Raw genomic sequence first — 18,334 nt, forward strand, 5'->3', positions numbered from 1 at the left:
GCTATCGGGGACGGCGGGCCCGCCAGTGGTCGGCGACGGCCTCGGGGTTGAGGAGGGGACGGATCGACACCTCGCCGGTCAGCCGGTCGATGACGACGCAACCTCCCCCGATGAGAGAGGGAAGGGCGCCCGGGTCGTCCGGCTCGGGCGCCTTCGCCCAGGCGACGTACCCCTCCTCGAACGGGTACAGGCCCACCTCGACGGCCTCCGCGGCGGGCAGCGGGCCGTTGAAGTACTCCTCGGCCACCAGCCGGGCCTGGGCAGGGGAGATCGTGTTCACAGGCGCCTCCCCCGCCGGTCGATCGCGACGCAGAAGACACCGGTCACCGGGCCCTGCGGCGGTTCGAGCGAGGTGTGGCCGCGCTGGGCGTCGATCCAGACGACCTCGCCGGCGGAGTTGACCGCGTTCCACGCGTGGTTGCCCCCGGACGGCCAGCGGGTGATCAGCACGGCCGCCGCCCCGTGGCCGCCGGCCTCCAGGCGCCGGGCGACCGCGCCGTACGCCCGGCGGCCCTGCCCGACGTACGCGAAACGGTGCCCGAGCCAGCGCTCGGCACGGGTCACCCCGCCGGGCTCGCCGCTGAGCGACGGCCGGCCCACCCGGTCGTACTCCGGCCGGCGCGGCGCGGCGACGACCGGCTCGCCGTGCCAGGTCGAGATCACCGCGAGCGCGCAGTCGAGGGCGTTGGTGGCCCGGAAGGGGTCCTCCGAGGGGCCGTCGCCGTTGACGAGGCGGATCCAGACGCCGCGCGGGTCGGGGAAGCGCACCCCGTCCGGGACGGCCTGGCACAGGTCCTGCTGGAGCTGGGGGTCGGGCCAGGCGAGCCCGCCCGCGATGCCGTACGGACGGGAGGCGTCCAGGCGGGGCGGGCGGTGCGGCCCGTCCAGCCAGTCACCCCCCGGCACCCGCATCGCAAAGCCGGCCCAGTCACCCCCCGGCACCGGCTGCGGGACATCGCCCCAGTCACCTCCCGGCACCGGCTGCGGGACATCGCCCCAGTCACCTCCCGGCACCGGCTGCAGGACGTCGCCCCAGTCACCCCCCGGAACCAGCTGCGGGACGTCACCCCAGTCACCTCCCGGCACCGGCTGCAGGACGTCGCCCCAGTCACCCCCCGGCACCGGCTGCGGGACGTCGGCCCAGTCGCCCCCCGGGGCAGGCCGGTGTGTCTCGCGTGTCTCGGGCGGGCGCCGTTCGTCGGCGGGAAGGTCCGCCGCCAGCTCGTAGTCGCGCCACCGGACGCCGTCCGGCGTGACCACGGGGTTGTAGCCCGAGTGGCCCGCCTCCGGCGGACGCCGCCCGGACACCCCCGTCCGGGACCCACCACTTCGCGGTGTTCCGGCCAATGTGCTCCCCCATCACTCGACCCCCCGGTCAGAGGCCGATCGTAAGGGGAGCCCGGCGGGGCGGCGGCGGTTTCCGGGATTCACCTGGGGTCACCGCCGCTCACGCACTACTTCACCTGGACCGTTATGGAGTGCCAGCCCGTGGCGCCGTCCGGGGCGGGCGGGGCGCTGTCCGGGGTCTGGGTGTAGCCGGTCGCGTCGGTCGCGCGGACCTCGATGGTGTGGGCGCCGGGAGCGGCGTCCCAGTCGTACACCCACTGCCGCCAGGTGTCGGGGCCGGGGGTCTCGGCGAGGCGGGCCTGCCGCCAGGCCCCCCTGTCGACGCGGACCTCCACCGCGTCCACGCCCCGGTGCTGCGCCCAGGCCACCCCCGCGACGGTCGTACGGCCGGCGCGCACCGTCGTGCCATCACCCGGAAGGTCGATCCTGGACTCGGTCTTGATCGGCCCCTTGGGCGCCCAGCCGCGCGGCGTCCAGTAGGCCTCGTCCTGGTCGAACCGGGTGACCTTGATGTCGGTGACCCATTTGGTGGCCGACACGTACCCGTAGAGGCCGGGGACCACCTGACGCACCGGGAAGCCGTGCGCGACCGGCAGGACCTCGCCGTTCATCGCGACGGCGAGCAGCGCGTCACGGCCGTCCATGACCACGTCGACGGGGGTGCCGCAGGTCCAGCCGTCGGAGGAGGTGGACAGCAGCATGTCGGCCCCGGACCGGATGCCGGCCTCACGCAGGACGTCGGCGAGGCGGGCGCCGAGCCAGCGGGCGTTGCCGATGTACGGCCCGCCGACGTCGTTGGAGACGCAGGTGAGGGTGACGTCGGCCTCCGTGAGAGGCCGCTTGAGCAGGTCGGCGAAGGTCAGCTCGACGGGCCGGTCGACCATCCCATGGATCTTCAGCGTCCAGGTCCGCGGATCGACCTGGGGCAGCACCAGGGCCGTGTCCACCCGGTAGAAGTCCCGGTTCGGGGTGACGAAGGGGGAAAGCCCCCGGATGCGCAGGTCGGCGCCGGCGGGGAGGGGCCTGGCCGGCGTGGCGGGCCGGGGCAGCGCGACGCCGGCCCGCGCGGTGTCCACACTGCGGCGTCCGGCGAGCCCGCTACCGGCGAGGCCACCCGCCCCGGCGACGACGACCCCCGCCACCACCCCGGTCAGCAGGCCGCGCCGGTCGAACTCGTACGGCTCCCCGCCCGCCCGCATGACGGCCATCGGGGAGGGCCCCTGATCCGTCGCCAGGTCGCCGGACGGCTCTGCCGGAGCGGAGGGCCGGGCGCGCCGGGTCAGGGAGGGCCAGGCGCGCCGGGTCAGGAGGGTGAGCGCCCACGCACCGGCGCCCGCTCCCGCGACGGACGGCAGCGCGTCGAGCGGCCCGGCGTCCGGGCGGGTCAGGGCAGCCAGCACGCCGACCGCTCCGAAGGCGGCCAGGCCCGCGACGGCGTACCGGGGCCGCCTGCGGGCGAGCAGGCCCAGACCCGCGCCGATCAGGGCCAGCACGACCACGATGCCCGTGATCAGCACCGGCTTGTCGCTGGAGCCGAAGGTGCTGATGGCCCATTCCTTCAGCGCGGCCGGGGTGGCGTCGACGGCGGCGTCCCCGACGACGATGACCGGTGAGGCCTCCGGGGTGAGCAGGCCGGCCGCGAGCTGGCCGATCCCGAGGGCGACCGCTCCCGCGACCACGCCGACGAGCGCCGCCGCCCAGCGGTGGTCCCGGGGGGGCGTCTGGTGGTTGTTCACCCTTCGAACGCTACGCCCGTGGCGGGTGTCCGGTTCTTACGCACTGATTACGGTGAAACGCCGCAGGCCCCGCCGGGTCGTCAGGACGCGAGCACCTCGCGCACCACGGGGGCGAGCGCGCGGAAGGCGCGCCCCCGATGGCTGATCGCGTCCTTCTCGCCGGGCGCCATCTCGGCGGTCGTACGGCTCTCGCCTTCGGGCACGAAGATCGGGTCGTACCCGAACCCGTTGGTGCCGCGCGGCGCGCGGATCACGGTGCCGGTCAGGGTGCCCTCGACGACGTGCTCCTCGCCGGACGGCAGCGCGAGCGCCGCCGCGCACGCGAAGTGGCCCTGCCGGCGGCCGTCGGGGACGTCGGACACCTGGGCGAGCAGCAGGCGGAGGTTCGCCTCGTCGTCGCCGTGGGAGCCCGCCCAGCGGGCCGAGAAGACCCCGGGCATGCCGTTGAGGGCGTCGACGCACAGCCCGGAGTCGTCGGCCACGGCGGGCAGCCCGCTGGCGGCGGCGACGGCGTGCGCCTTGAGCAGGGCGTTCTCGGCGAAGGTGAGGCCGGTCTCGGCGACCTCGCCGATCTGCGGGAACTCCTCGAGCCCGACGAGCTCGATCTTCTGGTCGGCCTCGGCGAGGATGCGGCGCAACTCGACGATCTTGCCCTGGTTGCGGGTGGCCAGCACGATCTTCGGCAGGGCGCTCACGCCAGGGCCTCCCGCTGGATCCGGGTGAGCTCGGTGCAGCCCGCGCCGGCGAGGTCGAGCAGGGTGTCGAGGGTGTCGCGGTCGAACGGCACGCCCTCGGCGGTGCCCTGGACCTCGACGAACTCGCCGGATCCGGTCATGACGACGTTCATGTCGGTCTCGGCGGCGACGTCCTCGGTGTAGCACAGGTCGAGCAGCGGCGTCGCGCCGACGATGCCGACCGAGACGGCGGCCACGGAGTTGACCAGCGGGTCGCCCGGGCACATCTTGCGCTTGCGCATCCAGGCGATGGCGTCGGCGAGCGCGACGTACGCCCCGGTGATCGCGGCGGTGCGCGTGCCGCCGTCGGCCTGGAGGACGTCGCAGTCGAGGACGATGCTGTTCTCGCCGAGGGCCTTGTAGTCGACGCAGGCCCGCAGGGAGCGGCCGATCAGCCGGGAGATCTCGTGGGTGCGCCCGCCGATCTTGCCGCGCACCGACTCGCGGTCGCTGCGGGTGTTGGTGGAGCGGGGCAGCATGGCGTACTCGGCGGTGATCCAGCCCAGGCCGCTCCCCCTGCGCCACCTGGGCACGCTGTCCTGCACGGAGGCCGCGCACAGCACCTTGGTGCCGCCGAACTCCACGAGGACCGAACCCTCGGCGTGCGCGAGCCACCCGCGGGTGATGGTGACCGGTCGAAGCTGATCGGGACCGCGCCCGTCTTCACGTGCCATGAGGCTCACCTTAGGTCATACACGGCCCCGCTCCGCGCGAGTTCCAGACGGCCGTCGAAACCGCCCCGGCCGGCGTCCCGGTAGATGTCCGCGGGGTCGTTCCAGGGGACCAGATGGGTGAGCACGAGCGTGCCGACGCCCGCCCGGGCCGCGTGCTCGGCGGCCTGCCTGCCGGTCATGTGCAGGCCCTCGGGCAGGCCCGGCCCCTCGGCGAAGGAGGCCTCGCAGAGCAGGATGTCGGCGCCCGCCGCGAGTTTCACCAGCTCCGCGCACTCGCCGGTGTCCGCGGAGTACGCCACAGAGCGCCCGCCGTGCGAGACGCGGAAGCCGTAGGTCTCGACGGGGTGGTTCATCGGCGCGGCCGTCACCTCGAACGGCCCGACGGCGAACGTGCCCGGCGTGAGCGGGACGAAGTCGAAGGCGGTCTCCAAGGCGGGCTCGTCGTCCATGCCGTAGGCGGCGGCGAGGCGGCGGGGGGCGTCCTTCGGGGCGTGGACGGGCACGCGGGGCAGCGGGGCGCGCGGGGAGTAGGTGCGCACCACGTGGTAGGAGCACATGTCGAGGCAGTGGTCGGCGTGCAGGTGCGACAGGCAGATGGCGTCCACGTCGTACAGGCCGATGTGCCGCTGGAGGGCCCCGAGCGAGCCGTTGCCGAAGTCGAGCAGCAGGTGGAAGCCCTCGGCCTCCAGCAGGTAGCACGACGCGGGGCTGTCGGGCCCGGGGAAGCTCCCCGAGCAGCCGATGATCGTCAACTTCACGGCGACCTCCTAGTTCGGCGCGGCCAGCGCCTCTTCGCCCGGAACGTCTCCCACCAGGGCCCGTTCGACGGTGCCGATCTCCGGGCCGAGGAACCGCCGTCCGAGGTCGGCGAACAGCGTGCCGTCGCCGGTGGCGCGGAAGCGGTACCGGGGCCTGTCCCCCCGCCCGGCGAGCCCCCGGTCGTGCAGGACGCGGTAGACGTCCTTGGCCGTCTCGTCCGCGCTGGACACCAGCGTGACGCCGTTCCCCATCACGTAGGAGATCGCCCCGGTGAGCAGCGGGTAGTGGGTGCAGCCGAGGATCAGCGTGTCGCAGCCGTCGTCGATCACCGGCTGGAGGTACTCGCGGGCGACCTCGATGAGCTCTTCGCTCATCGTCTCGCCCCGCTCGACGAACTCCACGAACCGGGGGGCGGCGACGCCGGTGAGGCGGACGTCGGGGGCGGCGGCGAAGGCGTCGTGGTAGGCCATCGACTCGATGGTGGCGCGGGTGGCGATGACGCCCACCCGGCCGTTCCTCGTGGCCCGCACGGCCCGGCGCGCGGCCGGCTGGATGACCTCGACCACGGGGACGTCGTAGCGCTCCCTGGCGTCCCTGAGCACGGCGGCGCTGGCGCTGTTGCAGGCGATCACGAGCATCTTGACGTCGTGCTCGACCAGGTGGTCCATCACCTCGAGCGCGTAGGCGCGCACCTCGGCGATGCGCTTGGGCCCGTACGGCTGCCGGGCGGTGTCGGCGACGTACAGGATGGACTCGCTCGGGAGCTGGTCGATGATCGCACGGGCGACCGTGAGCCCTCCGACGCCGCTGTCGAAGATCCCGATCGCGGGATCCTCCTGGCCGTTGCCGTCTTGTTCAGATTCGACGATGCTGACCCACGGCGCGTGGGCGACGCTCCCGATGTCCGACATGATTCCCAAGGTTAGGGGACCGTGGACAATCGCTCTTGGTAAGAATTCTCACATCGGAGTAATCCCTCAGAAAGGCGACGCCCCGCGCCTTCCGGACCGAGCCGGTCAGCCCCGGCCGAGACGGGCGAGCTGCCGCGACTGGGCGACCAGGTTGCCCGCCGAGTCCCACACCTCGACCTCCTCGTCGAACCACCCGTCCCTGATCAGCCGTCCCTGGCCGAGGAGGGTGAGCCAGCCCGGCGCGGGCAGGGCCCGCAGGTGCCAGGTCAGCTCGACGGTGGGCGCCCAGCCCCGGGCGCCGGCCGAGAACACCACGGGCGGCAGCGCGTCCACGGCCAGGGCCAGGACGAACGGGTCGGGGTCCTGGGGCTCCGACATGCGGAAGTACGCCCGCGACTCCGGCCGCCCGGTCGGCTTCCCGGCGAGCCAGCCGACGGTCGGCGGGTCGAAGCGCAGCTCCAACTGGGTGCTGAACGTCATGTTGGACTCGGGCTTGGGCTCGGGCAGCGCGAGGCACTGCTCGACGGGCGGCATCGCCACCGGCGGCTCGCCCGCCCAGTCGGTGGCGCCGTCGCCGAGCGTGGCCGTGGTGACGAGCGCCTCGATGTAGGCGGTGTCGTCCTGGATCAGGGTGGCCCGGGTCATGGCGGCGGTCCGGCCGGCCTTGAGCTGCTCCAGGCGCACGCGGGCGGGGCCCGGCGCGGGCACGCGGAGGAACTGCGCGGCGGTCGAGACCGGATGCTCGTGCGGGGAGGCGTCGACGACCGCGCGCAGCAGCGCGGCCATGAGGTAGCCGCCGTTCAGGGGGCCGCCGATGGAGTAGCCGGGGTCGAGGCACACGTCGTAGGTGTTCTCGTCGACCCGGATCGCCTGCGTCGCCTCGTCGAACTTCGTCATCTGCGCTCTCTGCCTCGCTCCGCCCGGCAATACCGAATGTTGTTCTAGCCCCCCATACCTTACCGGCGCCACCCGGTCCGGCGCGTGCGGGGGCGGGGAGATCCCGACGAACAGCCCGGGAGATGCCGGGAATATCGCGCCACGGCTCACGAAAGCCACCTGCAAGCGTCTCGCTACCAGGGCGATCTAGTCTCGCCGCACGGCGCATCCCCGAGGGTCGCCGCGAAAGGGCACCCCTCCCCACCCGTCCCTCCTAGCCGCCTGAAAGCAGAACATGTCAGGTCAACCGCTCCCCCCGTACCCGTTCAACCAGGACCCCGACCGGACGGCGCCCTACCGGCACCCCGCGTCCGGGCAGACGCCCCCGCCGTACACCCAGCCGTACGCGCCCCCGCCGGCCGGCCCGTCCCCCTGGCAGGAGGGCGAGCTCGGCCCGCCGGTCGCCCCGGCGCGGAGGAGGCGGCGGGGCTGGATCCTCGCCGTCGTCGCGGCCGTCCTGGTGGTGCTGGTGGGCGGCGGCGGCGTGTACGCGGTGAGCCTGCTCAGCGGCGGCGGCACCCAGCCCGAGGACGTCCTGCCGGGCGACACGCTCGCCTACGTACGGCTCGACCTCGACCCCGCCGCGAACCAGAAGATCGCGCTGTTCACCCTGGCCCGGAAGTTCCCCGCCGTCCGCGCGAGCTTCTCCGGCGACGACCCGCGCCGGGCGCTGTTCGAGCTGATGCGCGAGGGCGACGACGACCTCGCGGGCGTCGACTACGCCCGCGACGTCGCCCCCTGGATCGGCGAGCGGATCGGGTTCGGGCTCCTCCCCCCGCCCGCCGGGTCGGACGACCCCGCCGTCGTGGTCGCCGTCCAGGTCACCGACCAGGCCAGGGCGCGCGCCGGGCTGGCCAGGCTGAACGGCGGCGGCGAGCTGGCGGGCCTGGCCTTCCGCGACGACTACGCGCTGCTCGCCCCGACCCAGCAGGCCGCCGACGCCTACGCCAAGGCCGCGCCGCTGTCACACGAGGCCGACTTCGCGGGCGACCTGTCGGCCCTCGGCGAGCCCGGCGTGCTGTCGTTCTGGGCCGACCTGGGCGGGATCGCCAAGGCGGCCGGGTCCATGGCGCCGTCCGAGGCCCAGGCCCTCGGCATGTTCGGCAGGGCGCGCTTCGCGGGCGCCCTGCGCTTCGACGGCGGCTACGCCGAGCTGACCGGCATCACCCGCGGCGCCGACGTGCCGGCCCCGCCCACCGCCCAAGGGGTACGGCTGGGCGCGCTGCCCGCCTCGACCGCGGGCGCGTTCTCCGTCACGGGACTCGGCGACATCCTCGCCGAGCAGTGGCCGAAGCTCGTCAAGGCGACCGAAGGGGCGACCGGCTTCCAGGAGAAGGCCAGGTCGTACGGCCTGGACCTGCCCGCCGACCTCGTCACCCTGCTCGGCCGCGACATCACCGTGGCCGTCGACGAACAGGGTCTGGACGGCCCGGTCCCCAACGTCGGCGCCGTGCTCACCACCGACCCCGCCAAGGCGCAGGAGATCGTCGCCAAGCTGGAGCGCTTCGCCGCCGCCGAGTCGGGCGGCGCGTCGACCCCGCAGATCTTCACCGTGGCGGGCGACGGGCGGCTGGTGCTCGCGAGCTCCCAGGAGTACGCCGACCGGCTGGCCAAGGGCGGCACGCTCGGCGACGACGAGACGTTCAAGACGGCCGTACCCGGCGCGGACGGCGCGAGCGCCGCGCTCTTCGTCGACCTCGACAAGGTCGAGAAGTACTACCTGGACGGCCTGGGGGGCGAGGAGCGGGCGAACCTCCAGGCGCTCAAGGCGGTGGGCCTCAGCGCCCGGCAGTCGGGCGACACCGCGTCGTTCACCCTGCGCGTGCTCGTCGACTGAGACCCGCACCTGCGAGGGGCCGGTACGCGGCCCCTCGCAGGTCGAAGCGCGGTCAGGCCCAGAGCTGGCCTTCGAGGCGGTCCTCGGCCTCGTCGAGGGTGCCTTCGTAGGCGCCGGTGGAGAGGTACTTCCAGCCGCCGTCGGCCACGATGAAGGCGATGTCGGCCCGTTCCCCCGCCTTGACGGCCTTGGCGGCCATGCCCAGGGCGGCGTGCAGGGCGCACCCGGTGGAGATGCCGGCGAAGATGCCCTCGGTGCCGAGCAGCTCGCGGGTGCGGCGCAGCGCGTCGGCCGAGGTGACCGAGAACCGCGTGGTCAGCACGTCGGCGTCGTAGATCTCGGGGATGAAGCCCTCATCGACGTTGCGCAGGCCGTACACCAGCTCGCCGTACCGCGGCTCGGCGGCGACGATCTGCACGCCCGGGACCCGCTCGCGCAGGTAGCGGCCGACGCCCATGAGGGTGCCGGTGGTGCCGAGCCCGGCGACGAAGTGGGTGATCGAGGGAAGGTCCTCGAGGATCTCCGGGCCGGTCGACTCGTAGTGGGACCGCCAGTTGGCCGGGTTGCCGTACTGGTAGAGCATCACCCACGAGGGGTTCTCGGCGGCGAGCCGCTTGGCCACCCGCACGGCCTCGTTGGAGCCGCCCGCGGCCGGGGAGGAGATGATCTCGGCTCCCCACATGCGCAGCAGCTGCCGGCGCTCCTCTGAGGTGTTCTCCGGCATGACGCAGATCAGCTTGTAGCCCTTGAGCCGGGCCGACATGGCCAGCGAGATGCCGGTGTTGCCCGAGGTCGGCTCGAGGATCGTGCAGCCGGGAGTGAGAAGGCCGTCCTTCTCCGCCTGCTCGATCATCCACAGCGCCGGGCGGTCCTTGACCGACCCGGTCGGGTTGCGGTCCTCCAGCTTGGCCCAGACGCGCACGTCCGGGGACGGGGACAGGCGCGGCAGCCCCACCAGAGGAGTGCGGCCGACCGAGTCGATCAGCGAGTCGAAGCGCATGACTAGCGCTTGCCTCCGGCCACCGCGGGCAGCACCGTCACCGTGTCGCCGTCGGCGACGGGGGTGTCCAGGCCGCCGAGGAAGCGGACGTCCTCGTCGTTGAGGTAGACGTTGACGAAGCGGCGCAGGCCGGAGTCGTCGACGATGCGCTCCTTGATGCCGGGGTGGCGGGCCTCAAGGTCGCCGATCAGGTCGGAAAGCGTGGCGCCGGCGGCGGTCACGGACTTCGCGCCGTCGGTGTAGGTGCGGAGGATGGTCGGAATGCGAACCTCGATGGCCATCGCGGGTCAGTCTCCTAGGTCGGTTGTCGTCACGGGGCGCCCAACGGTGCGAACACGGGCACCGGGGCGGGGATTCCTATGATCAGGAACAGTCGTAGACGACGGTAGAGGGAGTGTGCGCGAAGAGGTGGCTCTGCACGGGCGACGAGAACCCAGGGCGCGCCACAGCGCCCCCAACCTCCGGGTCGATCGTCAGCATGGGCCCAACTCTACAGGTTCCGACGTTTCACGCCGATGGCGGTGTTCATCCGGCTTCAGGAGGGGATGATCTCGACTTCTTCCTCGGTGACGACGCCGTCGAGGATCCGGTACGAACGGAACTGGACGTCGTCGGGATCGGCCGTGGAGACCAGCACGTAGTGGGCGTTCGGCTCGGAGGCGTAGCTGATGTCGGTGCGCGAGGGGTAGGCCTCGGTCGAGGTGTGGGAGTGGTAGACCACCACCGGCTCCTCGTCACGGTCGTCCATCTCACGCCACACGCGGAACTGCTCCATGGAGTCGAAGCGGTAGAACGTAGGCGAGCGCTCGGCGTTCTCCATCGGGACGAAACGCTCGGGGCGGTCGGAGCCGGCCGGACCCGCGATCACCCCGCACGCCTCGTCGGGGTGATCGGCCCAGGCATGGGCGATGATCTTGTCGACCAGTTCCCTTGAGATCGTCAGCATGCCTGGAAGTTACCAAAGCGCCCGGACCAGCGTGTCCTGCAGGTAGGTCAGCCAGTCGTAGGTGACGTAGGCGGGATACCGGGGGTCGTCCTCGGGCATGTCGGCCAGCTCGTCGTGGATCTCCTCGGTGACCTCCAGGCGGACGCCGAGGGCGAGCCGTACGTCGTTCAGCGCCCGCAGCCACGCCAGCGCCTGCTCGGCGGTGAGCTGGACGCGGCCCTGCCCGGCGGTCTCCAGCAGGGTCTCGGCGTCGGCGCGCTTGCCCTCGCGCAGCGTGGCCTCGGTGTAGCGCCGGAACTCGGCCGCCGCCTCGTCGTCGTCGGCGTACGCCGAAGGGAACAGCCGGGCCAGCACCGGGTCGGACGGCTGCTCGGCGGTGCCGATGCCGAGCGCCCGCTCGAGCGGGTCGTCCCCGGTGGCGCCCGGCTCCACCAGGTCGAGGACCTGGGAGACCAGGGAGCGCAGGATCGACGCCTCCCCGGCGTCCAGCGTGATCGTCACCCCGCCATCGCGCGAGGAGGTGAAGCCCGTGCTCACGCCGAGTCCCGCTGGACGGTGGCCCACAGCCCGTATGAGTGCAGGATCTGCACGTCGCGTTCCATCTCCTCACGGGTGCCACTGGCCACGACGGCCTTGCCCTTGTGGTGCACGTCGAGCATGAGCTTCTCCGCCTTGGGCCGCGCGTAGCCGAAGACCGTCTGCAGCACGTAGGTGACGTACGACATGAGGTTCACCGGGTCGTTCCAGACGATTGCCAGCCATGGAAGGTCGGGCCGGACATCGGACGACGGACGCACGACCTCGGCTGGAGCGGTACTACCCACATTCCCATCCTGCCCTAGACCGGCCATAGTCTTCGACTTGTGAAGATGGTCATGAGCAGCGCGTTGCTTACCGATCACTACGAGCTGACGATGTTGCAGGCGGCGCTGGGAAGCGGGGCGGCGCGGCGGCGGGCCGTGTTCGAGGTCTTCGCCCGCCACCTGCCGGGAGGGCGCCGGTACGGCGTCGTGGCGGGCACCGGGCGTTTCCTCGACGCCCTCGCCGACTTCCGCTTCGGCGAGGCCGAGCTGGCGTTCCTGCGCGACAACAGGGTGGTGAACGACGAGACCCTCGACTTCCTCGCCTCCTACCGCTTCCAGGGCGACGTGTACGGCTACCGCGAGGGCGAGTGCTACTTCCCCGGCTCCCCGATCATGGTCGTCGACGGCACCTTCGCCGAGGCCGTGCTCCTGGAGACCCTGATCCTGTCGATCCTCAACCACGACTCGGCGATCGCCTCGGCGGCGTCCCGCATGGTGCACGCCGCGGGTTCGCGGCCGATCATCGAGATGGGATCGCGGCGTACCCACGAGCTGGCGGCGGTCGCGGCGGCGCGGGCGGCCTACCTCGCGGGCTTCTCCTCCACCTCCAACCTCATGGCCGGGAGCATGTACGGCGTGCCCACGGCCGGCACCAGCGCCCACGCCTTCACGCTGCTGCACAGCTCCGAGTACGACGCCTTCCAGGCCCAGATCGACTCCCTCGGCGCCGACACCACGCTGCTGGTCGACACCTATGACGTCGCCAAGGGCGTGCGCACGGCGGTCGAGCTGGCCGGGCCCGAGCTCGGCGCGGTGCGCATCGACTCCGGCGACCTCGCCGTGGTGGCCCGGGAGGTGCGCCAGATGCTCGACTCCCTCGGCGCCACCGGCACCCGCATCGTGGTGACCAGCGACCTCGACGAGTACGCCATCGCGGCCCTCGCCGCCGCCCCCGTCGACGGGTACGGCGTCGGCACCTCGGTGGTCACCGGCTCCGGTGTGCCGACGGCCGCCATGGTCTACAAGCTGGTCGCCCGTGAGGACGCCGACGGCGCGCTGTGGCCGGTGGCCAAGAAGTCGGTCGGCAAGCCGAGCAGGGGCGGCCGCAAGACCGCCTTCCGCGCCCTGGAGAACGGGGTCGCCACCGCCGAGCTGGTCACCTGCTCCCCCGGCGCCGCCGCCCCCGACGGCGCCCGGCCGCTGCTCCATCAGCTGGTGCGCGGCGGCGAGATCGTCGGCCGCGAGCCCCTCGAGGCCGCCCGGGAGCGCCACCGCGCCGCGGTGGCGGAGCTCCCGGTCCTCGCCCACCAGCTCTCGCAGGGCGACGCCGTGATCCCCACCGTCTTCTCCTGACCCCTTGCCCCCGTTGAAAAAGAGAACGTGATGAAGACCGCGCTTGTCATCGTCGACGTGCAGAACGACTTCTGCGAGGGCGGCAGCCTCCCGGTGGCCGGCGGCTCCGAGGTGGCCGCCGCCATCGGGCCGCAGGCCGCGACGGGCGGGTACGACCACGTGGTCGCCACCCGCGACTACCACGTCGACCCCGGATCCCACTTCGCCGACAGCCCCGACTACGTGAACAGCTGGCCCGCCCACTGCGTCGTCGGCACCGGCGGCGCCGAGTTCCACCCCGCGCTCGACGTCTCGGCCGTCGAGGAGGTGTTCAGCAAGGGCAGGACCAGCGCGGCCTACAGCGGCTTCGAGGGCGCCGCAGGCGACGGCACGGGCCTTGCCGAATGGCTCTCCTCGCGCGGCGTGGAGCGGGTGGACGTGGTCGGCATCGCCACCGACCACTGCGTGCGGGCCACGGCCCTGGACGCCGCCGCGAACGGCTTCGCGGTGCGCGTGCTGCTCGGCCTGACCGCCGGGGTGGCCCCGCAGACCACCGAGGCGGCCCTCGCCGAGCTGAAGGCCGCGGGGGTGGAGCTGGCCGGCACCCCCATCGTCAGGACGAGCTGACGCCGGGGGACGCTCACCGGCGCTCTGGGCTGGGCTTTCTCACCTACTGGTCGTTTCTTGATCATTTGGATCTTGATCAAGTAAGTTACTGCGCCATTAAGCGGGTAACCGCACGACCCAAAAGGAGGAAGCGAATGAAGTTCAGAGCGCTGGTGCTCGGTGGACTGGTTGCCGCCTCGACGCTGGCCGGAACGGTGACGTCACCGGCGTCGGCCGCCTCGTACAACGGCTCCTGCGGCTCGGGCTACCGGGTCATCGACTCGGCGGCGGTGGGCAGCAACGCCACGATGTTCCTGACCTACAACAACGGGTGGAACTGCCTGGTCACCATCCGCAACACCAAGGGCACCGCGCACCACATGGGCGCCTACCTCAAGCGGTCGTCCGTCGAAAGCTGGCAGGTCAAGAACGAGGGCAATTTCACCCACTTCGCTGGCCCGATCTACCTGCAGGCCGCCGGCAGCTGCATCGACTGGGCCGGGGCGGACGGCACGGCCTACAACGCGAAGTACCGGACCCACTGCGGCTGACCCACCGCCCCGGCCTCCACGGCGCCCACCTGAGCGGTGCGCGTGAAGGGACGAGGCTCGGGGCCACTCGGGGCGATCACGAGCGCACGCCCGCGTACGTCGTCGCCCCGGGGCACATCGTCGGCTAGCGGGACCTCTGGGTGGCCCACTTGCGGATCATGTCGATGCGCTGGCGGATCTGGTCGGCCGTGGCCTGCGCGATGGCGGGGCCGCCGCACGCCCGCCGCAGCTCGGCGTGGATGACGCCGTGGGGCTGGCCGGTGCGGTGGTTCCAGGCGCCCACGAGGCCGTTGAGCTCCTTGCGCAGCGCGGCGATCTCCTCGTGGGGGGACAGCGTGGGCCGCGGCGGGGCCTCGGCGGCCTTGCGCCGCCTGGCGGCCTGCTGATCGGCCTGGTGCTTGCGCAGCAGCACCGCGACCTGGTCGGGCTCCAGCAGGCCGGGCAGGCCGAGGAAATCCTCCTCCTCGGGCGAGCCGGGCTCGGCGGGCGTGCCGAACTCGCCGCCGTCGAACAGCACCCGGTCGAACGTGGCCGACGCCTCGACGGTCTCGAACGGCAGCTCGTCGCCGAGGACGTCGGGATTGTCCTTCTTCTGGCGGGACTCGTCGACCAGGAAGTCGTCGAGCCCCTCCTCGGGCACCTTGCGGTCGAGGACGTGGTCGCGCTCGGTCTCCATCTCGGAGGCCAGGCCCATCAGCGTGGGCACCGAGGGCAGGAACACCGACGCGGTCTCGCCCCGCCTGCGGGCACGGACGAAACGCCCCACCGCCTGGGCGAAGAACAGCGGGGTCGAGGTGCTGGTGGCGTACACCCCGACCATCAGGCGCGGGATGTCGACGCCTTCGGAGACCATGCGGACGGCGACCAGCCACCGCTCCTCCGAGGCGCTGAACTGCTTGATCTTGTCGGAGGCGCCCGGGTCGTCGGACAGCACGACGGTGGCGCCCTGGCCGGTGATCTCACGGATGTGCTTGGCGTACGCGCGCGCCGTCTCGTGGTCGCTGGCGATCACCATGGCCCCGGCGTCGTGGATGTGCCTGCGCACCTCGGTGAGCCGCTTGTCGGCGGCCCGCAGCACCTGGCGGATCCAGTCGCCCTTGGGGTCGAGAGCCGCGCGCCAGGCCTGCCCGAGCTGGTCCTTGGTGAGCGGCGTGCCGAGTGTCGCGGCGATCTCGTCGCCCGCGCGGGTGCGCCAGCGCATCTCGCCGGCGTACGCCAGGAAGATCACGGGACGGACCACGCCGTCGGCGAGGGCCGGGCCGTAGCCGTAGGAGTAGTCGGAGACGCTGCGCCGCACGCCCTCGCCGTCCTCGGCGTAGGTGACGAACGGGATGGGGTTGACGTCGGACCGGAACGGGGTGCCGGTGAGCGCCAGGCGCCGCGTGGCGGGCTCGAAGGCCTCACGGACGCCGTCGCCCCACGACTTGGCGTCGCCCGCGTGGTGGATCTCGTCGAAGATGACCAGCGTGCGGCGGTTCTCGGTGCGGGTGCGGTGCAGCGCGGGGTGCATCGAGACCTGGGCGTAGGTGACCGCGACACCCGTGTAGTCGCGGGAGGTGGTGCCCTGGCTGTTCTTGAACTCGGGGTCGATGGCGATGCCGACCCGAGCGGCGGCGTCGGCCCACTGCCGCTTGAGGTGCTCGGTGGGCGCGACGATCGTGATCCGCTGCACGACGCCCTGGGCGAGCAGCTCGCTGGCGATGCGCAGCGCGTAGGTGGTCTTGCCGGCGCCGGGGGTCGCCACGGTGAGGAAGTCGCGGTGCTCGCGCCGGAAGTAGAGGTCGAAGGCCTCTTGCTGCCAGGCGCGGAGCTTGGGGGCGGTGCCCCACGCGGCGCGGTTGGGGTAGGAGGGTGACAGATGGGACGCGGCAAAGGAGCTCACGCCGACCTCCTCGTCAGATGGTCTCTCAGGGCCGCCGTGGCGTCTCCCCCACTGATGATCTTGTCGCTGCGCTCGTGTCCGTCCCTCACAGTGAAGCCACGATAGCGGGGACCACCGACAGGAAGCGCCGATCCGGCGAAGGGCCGCCGCGCCGCGCCTCCCGTCACGGGGCCGTCCGGACCCCGCCGACCGGCCCGTACGGCCGCCCGGCCGGCGCGGATCCGCCTACTTCAGGCCGTCTACGACGGCGTCGATCTCGGCGCGCCGCCGCGGGTCGTCGGGCTGCGCGAGCCCGACGACGACCACGCTGCGGTCGCCCTTGGTGAGAAGTGTCACGCGCAGGTACGACGGCTGGTTGACCACGTCGCTGTACTTGGCGAGAAGGGATCGTGAATGGCCGGTGTACCCGCCGACGGCGACGTAGCGGTCGTCCACCACCTCGACGGTGTCGCCGTGCAGCAGCAGCCGCGCGTACAGGTCGGCCAGTTCGAGGGCGGCGGGACGCGGCCCGGCCGTGCCGACCGGCGCGGCGGGGCGGGCCATCACGACCGCGGAACCGTCGAGGCTCGCCGCGGAGGTGAAGCCGGTGACGGGCGGTACGGCCCCCTGCCGCCACCCCTGCGGCAGGGGGTAGCGAACCCCGGCCGCCGCGTCCACCACCGTCAGCGCGGGCCCTGGGGCGTTCAGGCGGCCCACCGCGAAGGCCACGACCCCGGCGACCACGGCGGTCCCGGCCGCCACGGCGGCGAGGTAGGCCAGCGTGCGCCTGAGCCAGAACGGCACCCTGACGCGCGACGGCGGGGCGGGTGCGCCGTACAGCCGCGCGGATGGCGGCAGGCCTTCCTCCGCGGCCGGAGGCCACACCCGGTCGCCGTAGGGCCGCCGCTTGGTCCGATGCTCGTCCACGACGCCTCCTCCCGGTGCACCGAGTATCGCCACCGGGACCGCCCATCCGTCAACGCACTTCCGCACTCTGGGTAAGGAAACGACGGAACATCGGGCGCGCAGGGCGTGGATCAGACGGCGGGCGCGCGGTAGGCGTTCCACATCTCGCGCATGCGGCCGGCCTGCCCGGCCGTGAACTCCGTCATGCAGCGGTCGTGGGAGTAGTCCATGAAGTTGTGGACGGGGTCGTCGCCGTTCTCGGGGCAGGTGTCCTTGCGCGGCGGGCACCCCTGGGTGGGCTGCGCCTCGGGCGGGGTGTCGTCGACGGAGTCACCGGGCGGGTTGCAGCCGTTCTCGAAGGTGTGCAGCAGCCCGAGCCAGTGGCCGATCTCGTGCACCCCGGTGTAGCCCTTGGAGAAGTCGCGGAGGGATCCGCCCGGCAGGCTGCGCCAGTCGATCACGACGCCGTCGAGGGAAGGGTGGTCCTGGTACCAGTGGGGGTAGGTGGCGTAGCCGAGGACGAGCTGGCTGAACTGGGCGATGTAGAGGTTCAGCGTCTCGGGACCGCCCTTGCGCAGGCGCTCCTTCATGGCCGCCTCGTTGCCGAGCGGCTCCCGGAACCACTCGGAGTTGTCGGTGCGCGTCACGCCCTTCAGGACGAAACGGACGCCGGTGTCGACGCCGCCGTACCGCCCCCCGTAGGCCGCGTTGAGCGTGTCGACCTGGGCGTGGACCGCGCTGTCGGGCGCGCCGAGCCGTCCGTCGGTGATCACGTGCACCCAGAGCGGCACCATGACCGACGCCGGGACGGGGGCGTGGGGCGTGGCGCGCAGCCTGCGGCGCATCTCGGCCAGCATGCGCGCCGCCTCGCCCGCACCCGGCGTGTACGGCTCCACGCCCCGCGCCGGCGTGCGCAGCGGCTGCCGCGTGAGCGCGCAGGGACGGACGGCGGACGCGCGAGCAGGAACGGGCACGCTCCCCAGCGCCGACAGGCACACCAAAGACACGGCCATCGCGCGCCGCACCATGCACTCCCCCGTTTACTCAGGTCAGAGTGCTGACGCTAAACCCAACGACGCCGATCGGCCGGGAGCAACACTCGATCGGGCCCGGCGCGGCCGCCCTTATTCGCCGGAGTCGCCCTTCGGCAGCCCCTCGTAGATCTCCTTGCACTCGGGGCAGACCGGATACTTCTTGGGGTCGCGGCTCGGCGTCCAGACCTTGCCGCACAGAGCGCGGATCGGGACGCCGGTGATGTAGCTCTCGGTGATCTTGTTCTTGTCGGCGTAGTGCGAGAACCGCTCGTGGTCGCCGTCGTCACCGTGGGACAGGCGCGGCCGTACTTCGCTCTCGGGAAGGATCTTCGTGCTCACGCCATCCGAGTCTACGTGGCTC

Annotated in this window: 21 protein-coding genes; 4 read left to right on the forward strand and 17 right to left on the reverse strand. The window is 72.5% G+C overall.

The genetic code is table 11. The features are described from left to right. Position 1: 1 nt before the first annotated feature. The 8 genes from KIK05_RS26235 to KIK05_RS26270 form a co-directional block, all read right to left on the reverse strand. Complete coding sequence (locus tag KIK05_RS26235) at positions 2-280, reverse strand: SUKH-4 family immunity protein (protein WP_308250119.1); 279 nt, start codon at positions 278-280, stop codon at positions 2-4. Beyond that, positions 277-1,308 (reverse strand): toxin glutamine deamidase domain-containing protein, encoded by a 1,032-nt coding sequence (locus tag KIK05_RS49025; protein ID WP_308250120.1) that lies wholly within the window; start codon positions 1,306-1,308, stop codon positions 277-279. The genes KIK05_RS26235 and KIK05_RS49025 overlap by 4 nt, the downstream gene beginning before the upstream one ends. Positions 1,309-1,454: 146 nt before the next feature. Beyond that, positions 1,455-3,083 carry a molybdopterin-dependent oxidoreductase gene (locus tag KIK05_RS26245; protein WP_214413491.1) on the reverse strand — a complete coding sequence of 543 codons (1,629 nt, stop codon included), beginning with the start codon at positions 3,081-3,083 and terminating at the stop codon, positions 1,455-1,457. Between the two features lie 80 nt (positions 3,084-3,163). Next, entirely contained in the window at positions 3,164-3,778 is a 615-nt protein-coding gene (rdgB, locus tag KIK05_RS26250; protein ID WP_214413492.1) for an RdgB/HAM1 family non-canonical purine NTP pyrophosphatase, read from the reverse strand. Beyond that, complete coding sequence (rph, locus tag KIK05_RS26255; protein ID WP_214413493.1) at positions 3,775-4,491, reverse strand: ribonuclease PH; 717 nt, start codon at positions 4,489-4,491, stop codon at positions 3,775-3,777. Before rph ends, rdgB begins: the two co-directional genes overlap by 4 nt. A 5-nt stretch (positions 4,492-4,496) precedes the next feature. Continuing rightward, positions 4,497-5,249: an MBL fold metallo-hydrolase gene (locus tag KIK05_RS26260; protein WP_214413494.1), complete on the reverse strand. Its 753-nt coding sequence runs from the start codon at positions 5,247-5,249 to the stop codon at positions 4,497-4,499. A 9-nt stretch (positions 5,250-5,258) separates the two neighbouring features. After that, positions 5,259-6,161, reverse strand: coding sequence for a glutamate racemase (gene murI / locus KIK05_RS26265; RefSeq protein ID WP_214413495.1), 903 nt, complete (start codon positions 6,159-6,161; stop codon positions 5,259-5,261). Between the two features lie 105 nt (positions 6,162-6,266). Then, positions 6,267-7,058 carry a thioesterase family protein gene (locus KIK05_RS26270; protein WP_214413496.1) on the reverse strand — a complete coding sequence of 264 codons (792 nt, stop codon included), beginning with the start codon at positions 7,056-7,058 and terminating at the stop codon, positions 6,267-6,269. Between the two features lie 274 nt (positions 7,059-7,332). Between KIK05_RS26270 and KIK05_RS26275 the strand changes: the two genes are divergently transcribed. After that, positions 7,333-8,934, forward strand: a complete 1,602-nt coding sequence (locus tag KIK05_RS26275) for a DUF3352 domain-containing protein (protein WP_214413497.1) — start codon at positions 7,333-7,335, stop codon at positions 8,932-8,934. Between the two features lie 52 nt (positions 8,935-8,986). Here KIK05_RS26275 and KIK05_RS26280 read toward each other — a convergent pair whose 3' ends face one another. The 5 genes from KIK05_RS26280 to clpS all read right to left on the reverse strand — a co-directional run bounded on the left by KIK05_RS26280 (position 8,987) and on the right by clpS (position 11,704). Continuing rightward, positions 8,987-9,934 (reverse strand): PLP-dependent cysteine synthase family protein, encoded by a 948-nt coding sequence (locus KIK05_RS26280; RefSeq protein WP_214413498.1) that lies wholly within the window; start codon positions 9,932-9,934, stop codon positions 8,987-8,989. 2 nt (positions 9,935-9,936) lie between these two features. Then, on the reverse strand, positions 9,937-10,215 hold the full coding sequence (locus KIK05_RS26285; protein ID WP_214413499.1) for a MoaD/ThiS family protein: 279 nt from the start codon (positions 10,213-10,215) through the stop codon (positions 9,937-9,939). Positions 10,216-10,469: 254 nt separating this feature from the next. After that, positions 10,470-10,880 (reverse strand): M67 family metallopeptidase, encoded by a 411-nt coding sequence (locus KIK05_RS26290; protein ID WP_214413500.1) that lies wholly within the window; start codon positions 10,878-10,880, stop codon positions 10,470-10,472. Positions 10,881-10,889: 9 nt separating this feature from the next. Further along, positions 10,890-11,417 carry a DUF2017 domain-containing protein gene (locus tag KIK05_RS26295; protein WP_214413501.1) on the reverse strand — a complete coding sequence of 176 codons (528 nt, stop codon included), beginning with the start codon at positions 11,415-11,417 and terminating at the stop codon, positions 10,890-10,892. Then, positions 11,414-11,704, reverse strand: coding sequence for an ATP-dependent Clp protease adapter ClpS (clpS, locus tag KIK05_RS26300; RefSeq protein ID WP_214413502.1), 291 nt, complete (start codon positions 11,702-11,704; stop codon positions 11,414-11,416). Before clpS ends, KIK05_RS26295 begins: the two co-directional genes overlap by 4 nt. A gap of 45 nt (positions 11,705-11,749) precedes the next feature. Between clpS and KIK05_RS26305 the strand changes: the two genes are divergently transcribed. From KIK05_RS26305 to KIK05_RS26315, 3 genes are all read left to right on the forward strand, one after another. After that, positions 11,750-13,036: a nicotinate phosphoribosyltransferase gene (locus tag KIK05_RS26305; protein WP_214413581.1), complete on the forward strand. Its 1,287-nt coding sequence runs from the start codon at positions 11,750-11,752 to the stop codon at positions 13,034-13,036. A 30-nt stretch (positions 13,037-13,066) separates the two neighbouring features. After that, positions 13,067-13,642, forward strand: coding sequence for an isochorismatase family protein (locus KIK05_RS26310; RefSeq protein ID WP_214413503.1), 576 nt, complete (start codon positions 13,067-13,069; stop codon positions 13,640-13,642). A gap of 134 nt (positions 13,643-13,776) precedes the next feature. Beyond that, positions 13,777-14,172: a spore-associated protein A gene (locus KIK05_RS26315; protein ID WP_214413504.1), complete on the forward strand. Its 396-nt coding sequence runs from the start codon at positions 13,777-13,779 to the stop codon at positions 14,170-14,172. A gap of 124 nt (positions 14,173-14,296) precedes the next feature. Here the strand turns inward: KIK05_RS26315 and KIK05_RS26320 are convergent, their stop codons facing one another. From KIK05_RS26320 to KIK05_RS26335, 4 genes are all read right to left on the reverse strand, one after another. After that, complete coding sequence (locus tag KIK05_RS26320) at positions 14,297-16,054, reverse strand: DEAD/DEAH box helicase (RefSeq protein WP_214413505.1); 1,758 nt, start codon at positions 16,052-16,054, stop codon at positions 14,297-14,299. Positions 16,055-16,279: 225 nt separating this feature from the next. Next, entirely contained in the window at positions 16,280-16,960 is a 681-nt protein-coding gene (locus tag KIK05_RS26325; protein WP_214413506.1) for a hypothetical protein, read from the reverse strand. A gap of 110 nt (positions 16,961-17,070) precedes the next feature. Beyond that, positions 17,071-17,952 (reverse strand): zinc metalloprotease, encoded by an 882-nt coding sequence (locus KIK05_RS26330; protein WP_250563452.1) that lies wholly within the window; start codon positions 17,950-17,952, stop codon positions 17,071-17,073. 111 nt (positions 17,953-18,063) lie between these two features. Beyond that, positions 18,064-18,312: a DUF3039 domain-containing protein gene (locus tag KIK05_RS26335; protein ID WP_214413508.1), complete on the reverse strand. Its 249-nt coding sequence runs from the start codon at positions 18,310-18,312 to the stop codon at positions 18,064-18,066. Between the last annotated feature and the right edge of the window lie 22 nt (positions 18,313-18,334).

Origin of the sequence: Sphaerisporangium fuscum (assembly GCF_018531465.1) — a bacterium.
GTDB lineage: Bacteria > Actinomycetota > Actinomycetes > Streptosporangiales > Streptosporangiaceae > Sphaerisporangium > Sphaerisporangium fuscum.